Below are 18,921 nucleotides of genomic sequence, written 5' to 3'. Positions count from 1 at the left end.
CTTCCAACCATCACTTCTGGTCGGAAGAAGAAGGAAGCTCTTTGCTATCCTGCGTTTGATCACGATGAATCACGGCACGACTGAGCAACATGAGCGTTACCGGGGTTGTGATGACCACAAAAACGGTAATCAACACTTCATGCAGAATCGGCTTGGATTGCAAGATGGAGAAAAACATGATGGAAGCGATCAAGATTCCACCTGCACCGAACGAAGAACCGATTGTCGGCGCGTGAATGCGTTCATAAAAACTTTTAAAACGAACCAGACCAATACATCCAACGAGCGTCAGAAACGCTCCGGACACCAGAAAAAATGCAATGATTATCGCAGCCCACACGGGCAGATCAGCAGCTCCGATCATTCGATCACCTCCCCGCGCATCAGGAATTTCGCAAGTGCTACAGTCGCCACAAAGCCCAATATTGAAATGATGAGCGCTGCTTCAAAATAGATCACGCTGCCGGTGCGCATACCAAAGGTCAATAACAACAAAAGCGCGTTCAGATACAGCGCATCAGTCGCCAGCACGCGGTCTTGCGCGCGCGGGCCGATCAGCAAGCGATAGACCACACAACCCATCGCGGCGACGAGCATAAGTTGTGCAGCCAGAAGCGACCAGAAAAGAATGACTGCACTCATGCTGATTGCTCCTCTTTAACAATGTCCCTCGCCCCGAATATGCGAATAAGTGGCTGCTCATAGCGTTGCTTGATCAATGTCCGCCATGCTTTTGCATCTTCCAGATCCAGAACATGGATCGTCAGCGCCTTGCGGGTGACATTGTAATCTACCCAAGCTGTTCCCGGCGTTGTCGTGATGATACAGGCAAGGACGGCCAATGCGGTTCGGTTTTCAAGCTCCAGCGGAATAACCACAAAACCCGGATGCCGTTTCTTTCGCGGTGACAGAATGAGCTTCACGACCGCCAGATTGGATGTGAGAATATCGATACTCACAACGCCGAACAGCCAAATCATCGTCGGGATTGAACGTAGGTGGATTTTCTGTGGCTGCAGTGCTGTCATTGCATAGCAAGCGAACAATGCAATGGGGATCGATAAAAGCAATTGCGCCCGTGTAAAACCATTGAGCAAAAGCCAGAATATGACCAAAGCTACGAACAGCAGTGGGAAAGGTAGAATTTTTCTCATTTCACCTCCACCGTTTCTCCGCCTACACGCGGCGCTTTCAATACGCTGTTGATATAATCCTGCGGCGTATGCAGTGAGCGGGCTGTCGCATCCATATATTGCATGGCCGGACCAGCCCCGATTGTCAGCGTCAAGCACACTGCCAAAAGACCGGCAATTGGCACCACTTCACGCACCAGCACGCGCGGAACATTGCCTTCAAGCGATGCCCAGAATGTACGAATGCCCGTACGGGTCATGGCGATGAGCGCTGAAAGGCCCGACAGCAGAATGAGCGCGATCAGTGCCCAGCTTGCGGGACTTACAGGCATTGCCAAAGTCGGCGCAGCACCATCGCCATTAAATACCGCTGCAAGTATCAGGAACTTTGCGATGAAGCCTGAAAACGGCGGAAGACCAATCAGGAGGATGGCGACAACCGCAAAGCAGGTGCCAAGAATAGCAAGAGTTGCTGGCAATACGACACCAACCTCTTCTTCTTCTTCCTCCTCCTCGTCATCACCATAGGCTTCCATCGTAACGGCAAGAACGTTTGCCGCCGCGTCCTGACCGCGTTCAATCAGTTCGATCAACAGAAAGAACGCTGCAATCGTGAGCGTAGAACTGACCATGTAAAACAGTGCCGCGCCGGTCATTGCGGTGTTGCCGCTACCGATCGCTGCAAGCAAGGTGCCGGAAGATACGAGAATGCTGTAGCTTGCAAGGCGGCCCATGGCCTGAGATGCAACCACACCGATCAATCCAAATGCCAGCGTAACCATGCCGCCATAATAGAGCCAGTCACTACCAAAGCCGTAGGATTCACCTGCGCTAATGCCGAACATAAGCGGCGACAGACGCAGCAGGACGTATATGCCAACCTTACTCATAATCGCAAAGATCGCGGCAATGGGGGCTGCTGCAACCGTATAAGTAGGGACAAGCCAAAAATTGAGCGGCCACATTCCCGCTTTCACGAGGAAAGCGACGGCCAGAATTGCAGCGCCCGCTTCGAGAAGCATTCGGTCTTCAGCAGCAACCTGCGAAATCTTGTGCGCAAGATCAGCCATGTTGAGCGTGCCAGTCACACCGTAGATGAGGCTGACGCCGATCAAAAACAGCGACGACGCAACGAGGTTGACGGCAATATAATGCATACCGGCTTTTACGCGGGCTGGTCCAGAGCCATGCAAAGCAAGTGCATAGGATGCAGCAAGCATAACCTCAAAGAAAACAAAGAGGTTGAACAAGTCGCCGGTTAGAAAAGCGCCATTCAATCCCATCAGCAAAAGCTGGAAAATCGTATGGAAATTCGGGCTGGCCTTATGCCAATGCGCCAGCGCAAAACTTAATGCTGCCAATGCGAGCACGCTTGTGAGGACCAGCATCAGGGCTGCAAGTCTGTCCAGCACAAGAACGATACCAAAAGGCGCAGGCCAGTTGCCGATCAGATAGACATCTGCGGCGGGAGCAATATCACTGGCGACGCCCATCAATGTGAATGCGATAACAATCAAGCCAATGATGGAGATCGTATTGATCGCCATTTTCAGCTTGCGTTTGCGTTCATCGAAAAGCAGCAAAAATGCTGCTGTCACCAGTGGCAGCAGAATTGGCGCGACAATGAGATGTGACTTCCAATCCAAAATCAGCTCTCCTTGCCGTCGACATGGTCGGTTCGCGTCATACCGCGCGATGCAAGGAGAACGACCAGGAAAAGAGCCGTCATTGCAAATCCGATAACAATTGCAGTCAGAACCAGCGCTTGTGGTACGGGATCAGTATATTGCGCAGCCTGAACATTGATGCCTGAATCAAGCACTGGCGGGGCGTTGGTGCGCAAACGTCCCATCGAAAAGATGAACAGATTGACTGCGTAAGAAACAAGCGCGAGACCGATCGCAACCTGAAACGTACGCGGACGCAAGATCAGCCACACACCCGACGACATCAAAACACCGATTGCGACAGCGAGAACGAGTTCCATCAGTTGTCCTCCTTCGCAGCAGCAAGTTTTTCAACGCGATGTTTACGGATTGATTGATGCGCCAATGCGATCAACATTAGGACCGTCGCACCGACAACGAGCACAAAAACACCAATATCAAACAGAAGCGCGCTTGCGACCGGCATTTTTCCGACATGCGGTATGTCCGCATACTGGAAGAATGTTGTCAGGAACGGATAGCCGAAGAGCCATGCGCCTGCCCCTGTCGCTGCGGCAATCAACAAGCCAAAGCCAATCCAGCGAACAGGCAGAATGCGCAGGTGATCTTCAACCCAGCGCGTACCAGCCGCCAGATATTGCAGAATGAATGCAACCGCCAGAGTGATACCAGCTGCAAAACCGCCGCCCGGCAGGTCGTGGCCACGCAGGATCAAATGCACTGCAAGCACGATGATAACCGGGAACAGCCATTTCATAATGACAGACGGAACAGCAAGATAATCGGTCAGGGTTTCACCCTTTTCACGATCCTCCATAGCTTCGTCATATGCGTCCTGAATCTTCTGCTGTGCAGTCGAACCTGTACTATCAGAGGCCGGACGGAAACGACGCAGCAGCGCATACACCGTGAGACCTACGATCCCCAGCACGGCAATCTCGCCAAATGTATCAAAGGCGCGGAAATCAACGAGCGTGACATTCACAACGTTTTTGCCGCCACCGCCTGAATAGGCATTTTGCAGGAAGTAGTCGCCAATGCTTTCGGGTGATGGACGCGTCATCATCGCATAGGAGATGATGAACACACCCACGCCACTGCCAATCGCCAGCACAAAATCACGATAACGACGAATTCTTGGGCCGAACTTGACCGGGATCGGATCGGGATCTTCAAAGCGCTTCGGCAGCCAGCGAAGGCCGAGCAGCAGCAGAACTGTTGTTACGATTTCAACAAGCAACTGCGTAACCGCAAGATCTGGTGCCGACAGCCAGACGAAGGTGATGCAGGTAATGAGCCCAGCTCCACCCAGCAAAATTAATGCAGCCAAGCGATGATATTTTGCCTGATATGCAGCGCCGATGGCGCAGGCACCACCGAGTATCCACAGACCCGCAAAGATCGGATCAACCGGCTGCACACCAAGCATACCCGCATGGATACCATCTTCAAAAATTGGCCAAGCTGCAGCAATCAGTGCAAAAGCGACAACGATGCGAAGTTGTGGCTGAAGGCGTCGTGTACTCAGGAAACTTTCAGCCTTACGCGCCCAATTCCAAGACACCGTAACCAGCACGCGCTCAAAAATACGCTGACCTTGCAAATGACGGAAAAGCGGTGGGCCGTCTTCGCTGGTCGCAAGATAATTCTTGAGTGCCATAAATAGAATGACGCCGCCGATCATCGCGACGATACTCATCATCAGCGGCAGGTTGAAGCCGTGCCAGACGGAGAGACTATATTGTGGCGTCGCATCGCCCAGCACCGACGTGACTGCTGAATGCAGAAACGGACCAATGGCGATATTCGGCACGATACCAATCAAAAGGCAAAGCAGCACCAGCAGTTCAATTGGACGACGCATCCAGTGCGGCGGCTCATGCGGTGCTTTCGGCAGATCATGAGGCGCGGGGCCAAAGAAAGTCGAATAGATAAACCGAACCGAATAAGCGACGGTGAAAATACCAGCAAGCGTCGCAATATAGGGCGTAACCGTATCGAGGGCCGACGCCATATGCGTTTCGACCGCTTCGGCAAAGAACATTTCTTTAGACAAAAAGCCGTTGAGCAGCGGCACACCGGCCATCGACGCACTCGCGACCATGGCAAGTGTGGCCGTATAGGGCATAGCTCGCGCCAACCCGCTCAATTTTCGCATATCGCGAGTGCCGGTTTCATGGTCGATGATACCCGCCGCCATAAACAATGACGCTTTGAAGATAGCGTGATTGACCATGTGGAAGATTGCAGCGACAGCTGCAAGCGGACTGCCAAGGCTCAAAAGCGCTGTGACGAGGCCAAGATTACTGATGGTTGAATAAGCCAACAAACCTTTGAGATCTTGCTGAAAAACCGCAAAGAAGCTGCCAATCAGCAAGGTTGTGAGACCTGCCAACCCAAGAATCCAGAACCATTCTTCTGTGCCAGAAAAGACAGGCCACAAACGTGCCAGCAGGAAAACACCTGCTTTCACCATCGTGGCAGAATGCAGATAGGCCGAAACCGGTGTCGGCGCTGCCATCGCATTCGGCAACCAGAAATGGAACGGAAACTGCGCAGACTTTGTAAAAGCCGCCATCAGAATGAGAACAAGCGTTACAGTATAGAGCGGATGCGTGCGAACGACATTGCCAGCTTCCAGAACCTTGTCGAGATCGTAGCTGCCAACGATATGACCAAGTAGCAACACGCCAGCCATCAAACAGAAGCCGCCAATGCCTGTAACTGTCAACGCCATACGCGCGCCATCACGCGCACTTGCATTGTGATACCAATAGCCGATCAACAGGAACGAGAAGATACTCGTCAGTTCCCAGAAAACGGCGAGCAGCACAATATTACCCGACAAAACAACGCCGAGCATCGAACCCATGAAGGACAAAAGGAACGAGAAAAACCGAGGGACCGGATCTTCGGGCGACATATAATAGCGCGCATAGATCACGACCAACAAACCGATGCCGGTAATCAGCATGGCAAACAACCATGCAAAGCCATCCATACGGAAGGTTATGTTCAGTCCATAATTGGGGAGCCAATCGATCGATCCGCGAACAACGCCGCCGTTAGCTACGATTGGATAAAGACTTGCTGTTATGACAAAAGCGACAAGGGCAATGGCTGCCGTAAACCAGGCAGAACCACTTCTATCAACTCCGCGAAAAAGACCTGTTACAGCGCTACCAAGAAACGGAAGAAGGACCAGCAAAAAGAGCATCCTGCCGTCCATCGTCATGCGCCCAAGGCCTCCTATCCGCAATCAAGGTTGATCCGAAGCAGGCACCGCTCATGAAAAACAGTAACAGAAATGCTCCGGTAATGTGTCGAGAGGAATCATATATTCCGATGTTTTTATTATGACCGGCTAGGCACTTTTATGGCAATAGCTTTCAATGGCTTATCGCGTTATTTTGAATCATTTTATTGTAGAATGGGCTGCAAAAATTGGTTTCAAGGGGTGAGATTTCCATGTGGCCACTTTTTATCGGACATATTGACGCGTAAGTTTTGCAATCAAATGACAAGGTAGAAATTCATTTGATTAGCGATTCCTAACCTTCAAGAAGCGTTTCAGCCAATTGAGCTGCCTGCGCCCGTATATCGGGAACCGCTGTCACCTCCCAGAATATTCCCTTCGTTACCGGACCTATCGCGAAGATCGGCCCCGATGGTTCACCACGGGCGTTCAAGAGCTGTAAATCAGCAGTTACGTCCAAGCCGAGATCAAGCGCATCAGGTTTGCCTAAGCCGTTTTCCAACAGGCTGATTAAAGCGGAATTCCGCGTTGTTGAAAAGCGTGTGCTGCCACCACGGCAATCGATAATGGATTGAACATCTAACTCGGTATCTTTTGTGGCGTGACGCTCACGATAGCGAACCGCAATCTGTTCACCTCTGTTTTTGACCGATAATAGATGCGCGGCTGTAATTGTCAGTTGGCCAGATTGTTGTGCGGCCTCAATGCGCCGTGCAATAGCGGGCGCCATTCGGTGGCGATGAACGTCCCACCATGGCCGCAAGTGACGCAGAAAACTTTGTCGTTGGCGGACAGGCAATCTTTTCCAGATATTCCTGGTATGTGGGCGAAGTGCATCCATCACGCTGCGCCAGCTTTTGCCTTCAGCCTCACAGTGCGAAATCATCTTGCGAACAATGCGGATTAATGCGGGCAAACCATCGGCGATTGGCAGCGAGCTTGCTTCAATTAAAAATGGGTCAGACGGTGCATGTGCAGCTGGTACCAATCCGCGTCGTGAAATTGCATGGATTTCACCTGTATGCCCGCGATCAAGCAATGAAATCACGCTATCGACCATTGATAATCCAGTACCGAAGATGGCAACGGAATGCTCCGAGGGAATGTTGAAATAGCCATTGCTCGACCAATACTCAGTCACAAAACGGCCTGACGTCGCTATAGATGCCTCATTACCCGTGGCAATAATTATCGCATCCGCTGAAAAACTTCTTCCATCGACAGTTTCGACATTCGGTTGCTTACCTTCAAATGCAATGTCAGACACTTCGGCGTTTTCGATCAAAATGCGCGGGTTATTTTCTTCAAGATACGGCTTGAGAAGATCGTTGAGATAAAGGTGATAGACACAACGGGGTGCAAAAGAATGCGCATCCCATTTTTGATCAGGGGTAACGTCAGAGCGCGCTTGAAGCCAATTCAAAAAATGATCTGGTTCGTCCGCAAATGCACTCATATTGCTGGCGCGCACATTCAGCAAATGGTTAGGGTTCTGCGTCGAATAAGCAATCCCTGCCCCAATGTTTCCCGAGCGCTCAAAAATTCGAATATTGGTTTCGGAGGATCGCTTCAACAATTGGGCGGCTATCAGCACACCGCTCGCGCCACCACCGACAATAATAAATGACTTCAAATCATAAACCCCATTTGCCTTGAGTGGGTCGCAGAACAAATTTACGCGCCGACTTTTTATAGGCTGTCTTTTATTTCCTATAAATTTTGTCAGATTTTATAATAAGATAAAAGTCCGAAGCAAATTTTTCTAAGCTATGTCTCTTAATTAGTTTCAACAAATGAAACACTGAAACGATAAAACGTCGTATCTGTTGACAGTGTGTTTCAGAAACATGGGCTGGCTTCTCCTTCTAAAATCACAATATTTTGCAGTAGAGTTTTCACATTGCTGCATTAGGTTCGCAGCGCAGAATCGCCGTAACAACAGGAACATGCACGATGAGCAATAGCTATATTGACGCTCTCAAAAAGCGCCGCACGCAGTACGCACTTGGTAAGAACCTCCCAATCTCCAAGGATGCGGTCGCAGAACTGATCCGTGAAGCAGTCAAGAACTCCCCATCTTCCTTCAATTCGCAGAGCTCACGCGCTGTTATCCTGTTTGGCGCTGAAAGCGACAAGCTTTGGAACATTGCAAAAGAAGAACTTCGTAAAATCGTTCCTTCCGACGCATTCGAACAGACTGAAGGCAAGCTCAACAGCTTCGCCGCTGGCGCTGGTACAGTTCTGTTCTTCGAAGATCAGGACGTTGTAAAAGGCCTTCAGGAACAGTTTGCACTTTATGCAGATAACTTCCCTGTCTGGTCTGAACAGGCTGGCGGCATGGCACAGCTTTCAGTTTGGTCGGCTCTTGCGAACGAAAACATCGGTGCAAGCCTTCAGCATTACAATCCACTGGTTGACGCTGAAGTTGCCAAGACCTGGGGCATTCCATCGTCATGGAAATTGCGTGCTCAGATGCCATTCGGCTCAAACGAGCAGCCTTTTGGTGAAAAAGGCTTTATGGATGACGCCGAGCGCTTCAAAGTCTTCGGATAATCCATTCCAAATTGGTTTGAAAAGCGGCTGGAAATTCCAGCCGCTTTTTTATTTGCGACCAATTCTGTCTGACTATTGTGCCCCCTCAAAAATCGGAATCTATTATCAATGCGTTTTTGAGAGTCGGCTTCCGGGGAGAAGCCCTCGAAAAGCAGGAAAAATCGATGATCACAGGCTCTCAGAAGCTCTGATCTCTAGGGGAAAGAAATGAAATTTACCGCCACGACGCGCCTGATGCGCTCTACCATTCCGGCTGCACTCGCATTCGCGCTGTGCCTTTCAGCGTCACCGAAAGCCGTGCAAGCTGCGACACCCGCTGATACGCTTGTGATCGCGATGAGCATTGATGACATCATTTCGCTTGATCCGGCAGAAATTTTTGAAATCACCACATCGGAAATGTTGACCAGCACCTATGAACGCTTGGTCACGACCGATATCAAAGATCCAACGAAGATCATCCCGCAGATTGCTGAAAGCTGGACTTTTTCAGACGATGGCAAGTCTATTACTTTCAAAATTCGCGACGGTTTGAAGTTTGCATCGGGCAATCCGATTACAGCGCAGGACGCAGCCTACTCGATACAGCGCGCGATTAAGCTTGATAAAAGTCCCGCATTCATTCTCAGTCAGTTTGGTATTACACCTGAAAACGTCGAGCAAAATGCTGTAGCTGTTGACGATAAAACTTTTGTTTTTACGACCGGCAAGCCTTTTGCACCAAGCTTTGTGATGAACTGCCTGACGTCCAGCATTGCATCGATCGTAGACAGCAAACTTGTCAAAGAGCATGAGCAGAAGACGGAAAAGACAGAGACCTATCCGTTTGAAACAGACTTCGGCTACGAATGGCTGAAGAACAATTATGCGGGTTCAGGTCCGTTCGCACTTAAGCAATGGCGCGCCAATGAAGTGCTGCTGCTCGAACGTAATGATAACTACACAGATGCCACGCCAGCAATGAAGCGGATCATCTACCGCCACGTCAAAGAAGGCATGTCGCAGCGACTTTTGCTTGAGGCAGGCGACATTGATATCGCACGCAATCTGGAACCGGGCGATATTGAGCAGCTGGCAAAGGATAGCAAGTTCAACGTCATCAACGCCCCGAAGGGCCGCGTTTATTATCTGTCGATGAATCAAAACGTTCCTGAACTGGCAAAGCCAGAAGTGCGTCAGGCACTGAAATATCTCATTGATTATGATACGATTGAAGGCACCCTGATCAAGGGAATTGGCCGTAAGCATCAATCCTTCCTCCCGGTTGGTATGTTTGGTGCGACGGATGACAACCCGTTCGACTACAATGTTGAAAAAGCCAAGGAACTGCTTGAAAAGGCAGGACTAAAAGACGGCATCAGTGTCACGCTCGACGTGCGTAACAATCAACCTTATGTCGGTATTGCTGAAAGCATTCAGCAAACAATGGCGAAGGCTGGTGTGAATGTCGAGATTTTGCAGGGCGATGGAAAACTGACCACAACGAAAGTCCGCGCCCGTAAGCACGAGCTTGCCCTTGGCATCTGGGGACCGGATTATTGGGATCCGCATACCAATGCGGTTACCTTCACGAATAATCCAAACAATGGTGATGAAGTTAATCTGCGCACCACGGCTTGGCAGGCTTCATGGGATATTCCGGAGTTGACCGCCGAAACAATGGCAGCAGCCGAAGAGCGCGACACGACGAAGCGCGAGGCCATGTATAAAGACATTCAGAAGAAGTTTCAGGAGACAAGCCCGATCGCTGTTATCTACCAGCAGATTGAAACGGCTGTAACCGGCGCGAATGTACACAACTTCGATATGGTGGCCGATGCCAACTATGTCGCTACGGTGACGAAAGACTAAAACAAAATGGCCGGGTGATTTATCACCCGGCCATTTTCTATTTCTCAAAGCTGAATGAAGGAAGCTGCTCTAATGCCGACTTCAAGGCTTCTGACCAGCTTTCCGACACCGTTTGATAATATGGATCGCTCGCTTCAAAACGCCTATGTTCGCCCAGTTCAAGTCTGTCTGTCTCGTAGACCTGCATATCCAGCGGCAGACCAACGGAAAGATTGGCTTTCAGCGTCGAGTCAAACGACACCAGCAGCAGTTTTACAGCATCTTCAAAGCTCATATCCGGCTGATAGGCACGAACCAGAATTGGCTTGCCATATTTGTTCTCACCGATCTGGAAGAATGGTGTATCTTCTGAACTCTCAATAAAATTGCCTTCAGGATAGATGTAGAATAGACGCGGCTGACCGCCCTTGATCTGACCACCCAAAATAAACGATGCCCCAAAAGCATCGGCATTTTGTCCGCCAGTCGCAGAATTGGTTATGACCTCTTTGACGGTATCACCAATCAAACGGGCAACTTGAAACATCGAGACCGCATCGAACAAAGATGGATGACGCTCTTCAGGGGCTTTCAAACGCTCTTCAAGCAAGCTTGCAACAGCTTGTGTCGTGGCCAGATTTCCTGCTGACAACAGAACAATTACTCGTTCACCCGGTGTTGTCCATGTTCGCATTTTTGAAAACTTGGAAATATTATCGAGGCCCGCATTCGTCCGCGTGTCCGACATGAACACAAGGCCGCGATCAATTTTCATTCCAACGCAATAGGTCATCAATAGTTTCCGGCAGGCAAATCTTAAGTTGAAATAATCACTGCCCTACATTGATGTGGACTGCAAGACTTTCAACCGCTCCCCCTAGCCTTACACCGGAAATTGGTGCTGCATCGCGATAATCTAAGCCCGTCGCAAGACGCACGTAGCGATCATTGGGACAGACATTGTTTGCCGCATCAAATCCCACCCAGCCCAATCCATCGACATGCGCTTCGGCCCAAGCATGGCTCGCCGTCTGCTCATCAGTGCCTTCCATCAGCAGATAGCCCGAAACGTAACGTGCGGGAATTTTCAGCAGTCGCGCAGCAGACAAGAAGATTTGGCTGTGATCCTGGCAAACGCCTTTGCCCGCCTCCAGTGCGCTTTCGGCATTGGTCGCAACACTCGTCGTACCGGGCACATACTCCACGGCCATATGAACCTTTCCCATCAAATCGTGCAGCAGGGCCAACCGTTCCTGATTGACGCTTAAATCTGCCGCCAGCGCTCGGATGCGTTCTCCCGGCAGTGTCAATTGTGTTTCGCGCTCAAACAACCACAACGGCGCATATCCATAGACTGGTCCAAGAACGCCAACGCGGTCTTCCACATCAACGCTACCGCTGGCAGTGATGATAATTTCAGTGATATTGCGCACGTGCTGAACAAGGTCGGTTTTGTTGCCAAAACCGTCGATGTAGGAGACTTCGGGCTCTCCACCTTCGATCTTCAATTCCCAATGCTTAACGAGTTGGCCGGGAAGTGTCGGCGGGCGCAGGCGCAGGCGCTGCACCGCATAAGGAACCGGGTTTTCATAACGATAATGGGAAACGTGGCGAATATTGAGCAACAAGCAATCACCTCAATAGAAGTTATAGGTTTCCGCGATCTCGTTTCCGAGCCGGTTGTTACGCGCAATGAACTCTGTCAAAAACTCATGCAGGCCTATGTCAAAAATAGCGCTGATGTCTTGATTTTGTAGTGTCGCATAAATCTTGTCAGCGGTCTGATGGCATACGTCGCTATCGCCATAGTCCTTGGCAAGAAAATTCAAATGCCCGTTGATGCTCTGGTAGCAATGATTAAGCGAGCGCGGCATACGACCATTCAAAATGAGATAATCCGCAACATGCGCCGGACGATAATCGCCATCATAGACCCAACGATAAGATCGATGTGCAGACACGGAGCGCAGGATTGACTCCCATTGGTAATTATCGAGGGTTGTTCCGACATAAGACACCGCAGGCAGCAGCACGTAGTATTTCACGTCAAGAATGCGCGCCGTGTTATCGGCGCGTTCAATAAATGTTCCGAGACCCGCAAAATCGAAAATCTCATTGCGCAGCATCGTTCCGTGAAATGCGCCGCGGATCAGTGCTGTTTCGCGCTTGATCTGATCGAGAAGCGGCGGCAGATCAGCTTCTTTGAGAGGCTTGCACAGCGACTTTTTCAAGACCATCCACGCTTCGTTGATGCTTTCCCATGCCTCGCGGGTTAATGCCGTTCGCACCATACGCCCATTGGAGCGTGCTGTTTCCATGCAAGACATCACGCTGGAAGGATTATCCATGTCGCGCAGCAGGAAGTCCGCGACATTAGCCGCGTTATAAGCCTGATGTTTCGCTGAAAATGACTGGCTTGCGCCAGCAGAAACCACGACGGAAGACCATTCTTCCGGGGCATCCGATGTTTTTGTCAGTGCCATGCGCAGTCCCGCATCGACCAGACGCGCCATGTTTTCGGCACGCTCAATATAGCGAAACATCCAGTAAAGCCCGTTTGCCGTACGGCCAAGAAGCATAGTTCATTCCCCTTTGCACGCTCTGATCTTTGCGTCAGTTAAAGCGTGTGATGTAATTTAGAGCATATCGTTATCGGAAAACTGGTTTCCACTTTTCCGCGACATGCTTTAGTCGTCGAGTACCCAAGTGTCCTTGGTGCCACCGCCCTGACTGGAATTCACGACAAGCGAGCCTTCTTTCAGTGCCACACGTGTCAAGCCGCCGGGGGTAATCCGAATGCGATCAGATACCAGCACAAATGGCCTGAGATCGACATGGCGCGGTGCAAGCCCGCTTTCGGTAAAGATCGGCGTGGTTGAAAGTGCCAGAGTTGGCTGGGCTATATAATTACGTGGACGCGCTTTCAGCTTCAACGCAAACGCATCGCGTTCTGCTTTGCTTGCCGCAGGCCCGACCAGCATGCCATAGCCTCCCGATCCGTGCACTTCCTTAACAACAAGATCGGCCAGATTGTCGAGCACATAAGCGAGGCTATCCGGTTCTGAGCATCGCCATGTCGGCACATTTTCCAGAATTGCTTTGCGCCCGGTATAGAACTCGATGATTTCAGGCATATAGGAATAGATCGCCTTATCATCGGCAATACCTGTGCCAGGCGCATTAGCGATCGTGATGTTGCCAGCCCGATAAACATCCATAATACCCGGAACGCCGAGGGTAGAATCCGGTCTAAATGTCAATGGGTCGAGATAATCATCATCAACGCGCCTATAAAGAACATCAATCGTGCGATAGCCTTTCGTCGTGCGCATAGCGACACGACCATCGACAACACGCAGATCGCTGCCTTCAACCAGTTCAACGCCCATCTGATCAGCCAGAAAGGCATGTTCGAAATAGGCTGAATTATAAATGCCGGGCGTCAAAACAGCGACTGTTGGCACACCTTGCGTTCCGGGTGGTGCAACACTTGCCAGCGACTGGCGCAGCAGTTGCGGATAGTTTTCGACCGGACGCACTTTGACATTCTGAAACAGCTCTGGAAAGAGCTGCATCATCGTTTCGCGGTTTTCCAACATGTAGGAAACACCGGACGGCGTGCGCGCATTGTCTTCCAGCACATAAAACTGGTTTTCAGCCGTGCGCACAATATCGACGCCAATAATGTGCGTGTAGACATTGCCCGGTGGGCGAAAGCCGATCATTTCAGGCAGAAAGGCTTCATTGTTGATGATCAGCTCTTTCGGAATACGCCCTGCCCGCACGATCTCCTGACGGTGATAAATATCATCAAGAAATGCGTTGAGCGCCATAACACGCTGCTCGATGCCTTGCGAAAGCTTGCGCCATTCCTGACCGGAAATAATACGTGGAATAATATCAAACGGGATTAGCCGCTCAGCCGCATCCTGGTCGCCATAGACTGCAAATGTAATGCCGGTTTTGCGGAATACGCTCTCGGCATCCTGCGTTTTTTGCAGAAGTTTATGCTGATCCTGCTCGTCGAGCCATTGTTTGAGAAATTCATATGGTTGGCGGACACCCTCGCCCTGTTTAAGCATCTCATCAAATGGCTTCACTGAATTCCCCTTATTTTTAGCTAATAGTCGGCTTCAAATTAGAGAAATGCAAGTGTGCTAATCATGCAAAAGTGCAAAGCAGGGTTGCGCAATCTCAATGCGACAGAATGGAGGTTGATGGCGATAATCCGCAAAAATTAGCCGGGTCTATGCGCTTTCACGACAGACGGGTCGGTTTCGATGCGTCCCGCACCGATTAGATCAAGGCAATAAGGTATCGCTGGGAAAATTGCCTGCAAGGTCATAGCAATCGAAACGGGCTTACCGGGAAGATTAAGAATAAAACTTTTTCCGCGACTGCCTGCTGTCTGACGGGACAAGATTGCTGTCGGCGTCTGCTCAAGGCTTGCGCGGCGCATTTGCTCGCCAAAGCCCGGCAACTCTTTGTGAAGAACGGCCTTCATTGCTTCCGGCGTTTCATCACGTGGACTTGGTCCGGTGCCGCCAGTCGTTAGGATAAGATCGCACCCAATAGTATCGGCAAGGTCAATCAGCGTATCACGCACGGATTCCATACCATCCGGTATAACGCGCCTGATAATTTCATAAGGCGTTACAATCGCGCTTTTCAGCCAGTTTTCGATGGCTGGGCCGCTTAGATCTTCGTATTCACCGCGACTTGCTCGGTCGGATACTGTAACGACGCCGATTTTCACTATCGCTTCCTTTTTCTTTGGTAATTGAGCCAGCTTATAGCGGCATCCGATGTAACTGTGAAGATTTGAAAGTCACCTCGGAATGATCCGTATGAAGTATATCAGGCCGATCTTAAAATGCTGTTGCTTTCCTTAGAAATACGAGCTTCAATCATATAATTGATGGGGGAGAACAACATGCCATTCAGAGGCAAAGAGTATCACGGAACGTTCGCACCCGAGGATTTGCAGCTGATGCAGGCTGCATATAATCGCAGTTGCGCCTTGTTAGACCGCTGTCCGACAACGCATGAGGCGAAAAATGAACTCGCCCGCGTTATTATCAGAACATACCAATCTGGAGAATGCGATCCAGAAAAGATCGCTGCAATCGCAGCGCGAGTGGAATTAATGCGCAGTTGAAATCTGTTACAGAATGTAAACTATCCTATAGTATGCTAGTATAGCTTTTAGATTTACTACAGACTTGCCTTTACAAGCAAAATGCACGTTACGAAATTCGGTCAATCACGACCGACAATGAATGAACCAATATGCCGTTCTCGAGGGATTATTATTTCAAGCGTTTTAGCCCTGCTGTTCTGGAACAGTTACAGGTGGCTTTTGTGACGTCTTGTCAGCGCCTGGGACGCTGCCCGATAACATCTCCTCAAAAAGATGAAATGGCCCGCGAGATTATCCAGATCTATGAATGCGGCATTTCCAATCCAGAAAAAATTGCTGATCTGATGATGCAGATAGAGAGCGTTAAGCCAAAGCCTTTTGCTGAAAAAATCTTTGAACAAGATTTTGATCAGTCAGCCAAGCGCGCCTGATCCGTTTAAAAAATAATATTTCAGTATTAAATTATTCTCTTATTTGTTTATGATAAATTACTGATTTTAATTAAATTTATGGTAATTAACTATAAACAAAATCTCCTGTTTATTAAGCCTTTCGTAAACTTTGAATTCAACATTGTAGAATAATCTTTGGCTAGCAATTTGCTTGAGGTGAGCATTGCATGTGTTGGTCGATGGCCTTTGTGTAGCTGCTGTTTTTAGCTGCAAAGCGCCTGAGTTTTGTGTGTGGGTATCATGCGTCTTTCGATTATGTCCGCGATTGCCCTCGCCTGCACCGCGCTTGCCGGATGCACGTCAAGTTCAGGCATAGACAATCTGATGCCGCAACCATCCGCTGATCTGACTGGCTCAGTTATTAGACCGGCAGAACCGGTTATGGATGTTGCACGAGCCTCACAATCATTGCCACCTGAACCACAGCAGGAAGTTCTGGCTTGGGCCGGACCTGTGCCAGATGCAGGCCCATTCAAAGCAACACCTCCTGCGCCTGTAGTACAGCCCACTGAACAACGTATCATCACGCCTGTTTCGATGCCGAAGCCGGAGATCGCGGCCTATCCACCTGTTCGCTTAGCACCTGAGCAACGTTATCGTGTGTATGGACAGCGTTTTCGCGATGCCAAGCCAATCAATTTCGGTAAGGCGTCTCCGCGTCAGCACGCCGTGCATGGCGTCGATGTCTCGCGTTGGCAAGGCAATATTGACTGGTCAACATTGCGCAAGAACGGCGCAAACTTCGCTTATATCAAAGCAACCGACGGCGGCGATCATCTCGACCCTATGTTCCGTAAAAACTGGAATGCCGCAAAAGCTGCTGGTTTAAAGCGCGGTGCATATCACTTCTTCTATTGGTGCCGCGTGGCAAGCCAACAGGCCGACTGGTTTATCCGTAACGTGCCAAACGATCCTGATGCCTTGCCACCAGTGATCGATGTGGAATGGAACGGCGATTCCTCTTGTAAGCGCCGCCCGTCGCCTGCACAGGTCCGTGAAAAAATGCAGGTATTCATGGATGCGCTGGAACGTCATTACGGCAAGCGTCCCGTCATTTATACCGCGCCCGACTTCTATGATGACAACCTCAAGGGCGCATTCACCGACTACCCGTTCTGGCTTCGCGCAGTTGCTCAGCACCCGTCCAAGGTCTATCCGGGCCGTCGTTGGCTGTTCTGGCAATATTCCGGATCAGGTCTATCGCAAGGCGTTAACGAAAAAATTGATCTGAATGTCTTCCACGGAAGCGAAGATCAATGGCACAAGTTCGTGCAGCGTTTTGCCAGTTCGTCCTGACAAAAAAGCTCATCCCTCCAAGGGATGAGCTTAATCCAGATCAGGATTTGCCGATATTTTCCAAGTTATAAGGCGTTGACTGGTACATTTCATTGATCCAGTTGCCGAACAGTAAATGCGCATGCCCACGCCAGCAATTCTGCGGCTTTCGGCTGGCATCATCTTGCGGGAAATAATTTGCTGGAACAGGTGTATCCGGCGAGAGCTGAATATCCCGGAAATATTCATCTGCAAGTGAGGTCGTATCATATTCAACATGGTTGAACATGTGCAGCGAACGGTGCTTCGGATCTTCCAGCAGACAAAGACCACTCTCTGGGCTATCGACCAGAACTTTCAGATTGCTATCTGACGGAATATCGTCTTTGCGCACTTCCGTCCAACGAGACACCGGAATAGCAAAATCATCAGAGAAACCGCGCAAATAGGGTGATGACGGCTCTAGATTTTGCTGACTGAATACACCAGAGGCCTTGCCCGGCAAATCATATTTACCCATTCCATGGAAATGATGCACAGCCGCCTGCGCAGCCCAGCAAATATTCAGCGTGCGATGGACATGAGTTTGCGTCCAGTCGAAAACCCGCTGCATTTCATCCCAATAAGTCACGTCTTCGAACGGCATACGCTCAACAGGCGCTCCGGTAATTACAAAACCATCGAAACGCTCATTGCGTATGTCTTCCCATGGCTGATAAAATGACAGCATGTGATCGGCAGGCGTGTGGCGTGCTACGTGATTGGTGATGCGCACAAGCGTCAGTTCCAGTTGCAAGGGCGTCGCTCCGAGCAACCGCGCAATCTGAGTTTCTGTCGTTACTTTGTTTGGCATCAAATTGAGAAGGCCGATTTTCAATGGCCTGATATCCTGACGAACAGCATCCGCCTCACGCATGACCATAACGCCCTCCGCTTCGAGAACACTGGTTGCGGGCAGATCGTCAGGAATTTTAATAGGCATGCGCGTCAGTCCTTCGTTATATCAGGGCAGACGCATGTGGCTTTATCCGTATATTTGCCGGTTGGGCCACATCCTTCCTTTTCGGGAAGTACCACCTTGCCCGGAAAGGCAGGTTGGCGTTGGGCGTCGCCCCAACTCTTGATGTACTGCTACTTCTAATCAAACAATCACTTTCTGGCAATAGCTATTGAGTGCCGGAAAAAATGCATTGTTGGAAATTTATTTTGGCAGCGGCTATCCGAAAGGATTCTCAGCCTCATAAACAGAAACAAAACAGAAGCACCTCCCTTTCGATAACAGGCTGGGATCGGGCGCAATCTGAACGGGGGAACAAGTAACCTTTTAACGCGTTATTCACATATCTTTAAACTGTGTTAACATGGCTGAAAATGGGAGGGAAACATGAGCAATATTTTCTTCTGGATGGCACTGGTTATTTTGCCAATCTTGGCAGGCACAGCTTTTGCCTATGTGCGGCATATGAATCATCGTGATGATTTCTAATTCAAGCCTGTCCAATATTGCGGCGTTGCTAGTGCAATAGATCGATACTAAAGCGCGATCTCAAATTGTCTACAAGGTTGCGGCCTAGCTGCACGCAATTCCACTGTTTGGATGTCGTGCAGCAGGACT

General features: G+C 50.0%; 17 protein-coding genes and 1 riboswitch. Of the genes, 4 read left to right on the top strand and 13 right to left on the bottom strand.

Annotated features, from left to right (window positions below; translation table 11 throughout):
* Nucleotides 1–10: 10 nt before the first annotated feature.
* From mnhG to WH356_RS22945, 7 genes are all read right to left on the bottom strand, one after another.
* Nucleotides 11–364: a monovalent cation/H(+) antiporter subunit G gene (mnhG, locus tag WH356_RS22975; RefSeq protein ID WP_310011874.1), complete on the bottom strand. Its 354-nt coding sequence runs from the start codon at nt 362–364 to the stop codon at nt 11–13.
* Nucleotides 361–642: a K+/H+ antiporter subunit F gene (locus WH356_RS22970; protein WP_250041967.1), complete on the bottom strand. Its 282-nt coding sequence runs from the start codon at nt 640–642 to the stop codon at nt 361–363. The genes mnhG and WH356_RS22970 overlap by 4 nt, the downstream gene beginning before the upstream one ends.
* Nucleotides 639–1,154: a Na+/H+ antiporter subunit E gene (locus WH356_RS22965; protein WP_339515052.1), complete on the bottom strand. Its 516-nt coding sequence runs from the start codon at nt 1,152–1,154 to the stop codon at nt 639–641. Before WH356_RS22965 ends, WH356_RS22970 begins: the two co-directional genes overlap by 4 nt.
* Nucleotides 1,151–2,779, bottom strand: coding sequence for a monovalent cation/H+ antiporter subunit D (locus WH356_RS22960; protein ID WP_339515050.1), 1,629 nt, complete (start codon nt 2,777–2,779; stop codon nt 1,151–1,153). Before WH356_RS22960 ends, WH356_RS22965 begins: the two co-directional genes overlap by 4 nt.
* Nucleotides 2,780–2,781: 2 nt before the next feature.
* Nucleotides 2,782–3,120 carry a Na+/H+ antiporter subunit C gene (locus WH356_RS22955; RefSeq protein WP_339515048.1) on the bottom strand — a complete coding sequence of 113 codons (339 nt, stop codon included), beginning with the start codon at nt 3,118–3,120 and terminating at the stop codon, nt 2,782–2,784.
* A complete protein-coding gene (locus WH356_RS22950; protein WP_339515046.1) occupies nt 3,120–6,035 on the bottom strand; it encodes a monovalent cation/H+ antiporter subunit A in 2,916 nt (971 codons plus the stop codon). The genes WH356_RS22955 and WH356_RS22950 overlap by 1 nt, the downstream gene beginning before the upstream one ends.
* Before the next feature lie 316 nt (nt 6,036–6,351).
* Nucleotides 6,352–7,689 (bottom strand): FAD/NAD(P)-binding protein, encoded by a 1,338-nt coding sequence (locus tag WH356_RS22945; protein ID WP_339515044.1) that lies wholly within the window; start codon nt 7,687–7,689, stop codon nt 6,352–6,354.
* Nucleotides 7,690–8,009: 320 nt separating this feature from the next.
* On the opposite strand from WH356_RS22945, the gene WH356_RS22940 reads away from it, so the two are divergent.
* On the top strand, nt 8,010–8,609 hold the full coding sequence (locus WH356_RS22940) for a nitroreductase family protein (protein WP_339515042.1): 600 nt from the start codon (nt 8,010–8,012) through the stop codon (nt 8,607–8,609).
* Between the two features lie 207 nt (nt 8,610–8,816).
* Nucleotides 8,817–10,460, top strand: a complete 1,644-nt coding sequence (locus tag WH356_RS22935; protein WP_339515040.1) for an ABC transporter substrate-binding protein — start codon at nt 8,817–8,819, stop codon at nt 10,458–10,460.
* Nucleotides 10,461–10,497: 37 nt separating this feature from the next.
* Here WH356_RS22935 and WH356_RS22930 read toward each other — a convergent pair whose 3' ends face one another.
* The 5 genes from WH356_RS22930 to mog form a co-directional block, all read right to left on the bottom strand.
* Entirely contained in the window at nt 10,498–11,232 is a 735-nt protein-coding gene (locus tag WH356_RS22930) for a proteasome-type protease (RefSeq protein ID WP_339515038.1), read from the bottom strand.
* 37 nt (nt 11,233–11,269) lie between these two features.
* Entirely contained in the window at nt 11,270–12,067 is a 798-nt protein-coding gene (locus WH356_RS22925) for a transglutaminase family protein (protein WP_339515036.1), read from the bottom strand.
* Nucleotides 12,068–12,076: 9 nt separating this feature from the next.
* Complete coding sequence (locus WH356_RS22920; protein WP_339514309.1) at nt 12,077–13,018, bottom strand: alpha-E domain-containing protein; 942 nt, start codon at nt 13,016–13,018, stop codon at nt 12,077–12,079.
* A 108-nt stretch (nt 13,019–13,126) separates the two neighbouring features.
* Nucleotides 13,127–14,539, bottom strand: a complete 1,413-nt coding sequence (locus WH356_RS22915) for a circularly permuted type 2 ATP-grasp protein (RefSeq protein WP_339515034.1) — start codon at nt 14,537–14,539, stop codon at nt 13,127–13,129.
* Nucleotides 14,540–14,676: 137 nt separating this feature from the next.
* The gene (gene mog, locus WH356_RS22910; protein ID WP_339515032.1) at nt 14,677–15,195 is read right to left on the bottom strand and encodes a molybdopterin adenylyltransferase; all 519 of its coding nucleotides are present in this window, start codon (nt 15,193–15,195) and stop codon (nt 14,677–14,679) included.
* A 533-nt stretch (nt 15,196–15,728) separates the two neighbouring features.
* Between mog and WH356_RS22905 the strand changes: the two genes are divergently transcribed.
* Nucleotides 15,729–16,010 carry a hypothetical protein gene (locus tag WH356_RS22905; RefSeq protein ID WP_339515030.1) on the top strand — a complete coding sequence of 94 codons (282 nt, stop codon included), beginning with the start codon at nt 15,729–15,731 and terminating at the stop codon, nt 16,008–16,010.
* Between the two features lie 261 nt (nt 16,011–16,271).
* Nucleotides 16,272–17,327, top strand: coding sequence for a GH25 family lysozyme (locus tag WH356_RS22900; protein ID WP_339515028.1), 1,056 nt, complete (start codon nt 16,272–16,274; stop codon nt 17,325–17,327).
* A gap of 40 nt (nt 17,328–17,367) precedes the next feature.
* On the opposite strand, the gene WH356_RS22895 is transcribed toward WH356_RS22900, so the two are convergent.
* Nucleotides 17,368–18,288, bottom strand: a complete 921-nt coding sequence (locus WH356_RS22895) for a homoserine O-succinyltransferase (RefSeq protein WP_339515026.1) — start codon at nt 18,286–18,288, stop codon at nt 17,368–17,370.
* 40 nt (nt 18,289–18,328) lie between these two features.
* Nucleotides 18,329–18,438, bottom strand: a riboswitch (SAM-I-IV-variant riboswitch).
* Nucleotides 18,439–18,921 lie beyond the last annotated feature (483 nt).

The organism is Ochrobactrum sp. MYb379, from assembly GCF_037479515.1.
Lineage (GTDB): Bacteria > Pseudomonadota > Alphaproteobacteria > Rhizobiales > Rhizobiaceae > Brucella.
This window is presented reverse-complemented; position numbering and strand designations above follow the sequence as displayed.

Coding starts and splice junctions, on each gene's coding strand:
- WH356_RS22950 (WP_339515046.1), bottom strand. CDS start 6,035: ATGACGATGGACGGCAGGATGCTCTTTTTGCTGGTCCTTCTTCCGTTT.
- mnhG (WP_310011874.1), bottom strand. CDS start 364: ATGATCGGAGCTGCTGATCTGCCCGTGTGGGCTGCGATAATCATTGCA.
- WH356_RS22900 (WP_339515028.1), top strand. CDS start 16,272: ATGCGTCTTTCGATTATGTCCGCGATTGCCCTCGCCTGCACCGCGCTT.
- WH356_RS22935 (WP_339515040.1), top strand. CDS start 8,817: ATGAAATTTACCGCCACGACGCGCCTGATGCGCTCTACCATTCCGGCT.
- WH356_RS22940 (WP_339515042.1), top strand. CDS start 8,010: ATGAGCAATAGCTATATTGACGCTCTCAAAAAGCGCCGCACGCAGTAC.
- WH356_RS22970 (WP_250041967.1), bottom strand. CDS start 642: ATGAGTGCAGTCATTCTTTTCTGGTCGCTTCTGGCTGCACAACTTATG.
- WH356_RS22930 (WP_339515038.1), bottom strand. CDS start 11,232: ATGACCTATTGCGTTGGAATGAAAATTGATCGCGGCCTTGTGTTCATG.
- WH356_RS22965 (WP_339515052.1), bottom strand. CDS start 1,154: ATGAGAAAAATTCTACCTTTCCCACTGCTGTTCGTAGCTTTGGTCATA.
- WH356_RS22895 (WP_339515026.1), bottom strand. CDS start 18,288: ATGCCTATTAAAATTCCTGACGATCTGCCCGCAACCAGTGTTCTCGAA.
- WH356_RS22905 (WP_339515030.1), top strand. CDS start 15,729: ATGCCGTTCTCGAGGGATTATTATTTCAAGCGTTTTAGCCCTGCTGTT.
- WH356_RS22955 (WP_339515048.1), bottom strand. CDS start 3,120: ATGGAACTCGTTCTCGCTGTCGCAATCGGTGTTTTGATGTCGTCGGGT.
- WH356_RS22920 (WP_339514309.1), bottom strand. CDS start 13,018: ATGCTTCTTGGCCGTACGGCAAACGGGCTTTACTGGATGTTTCGCTAT.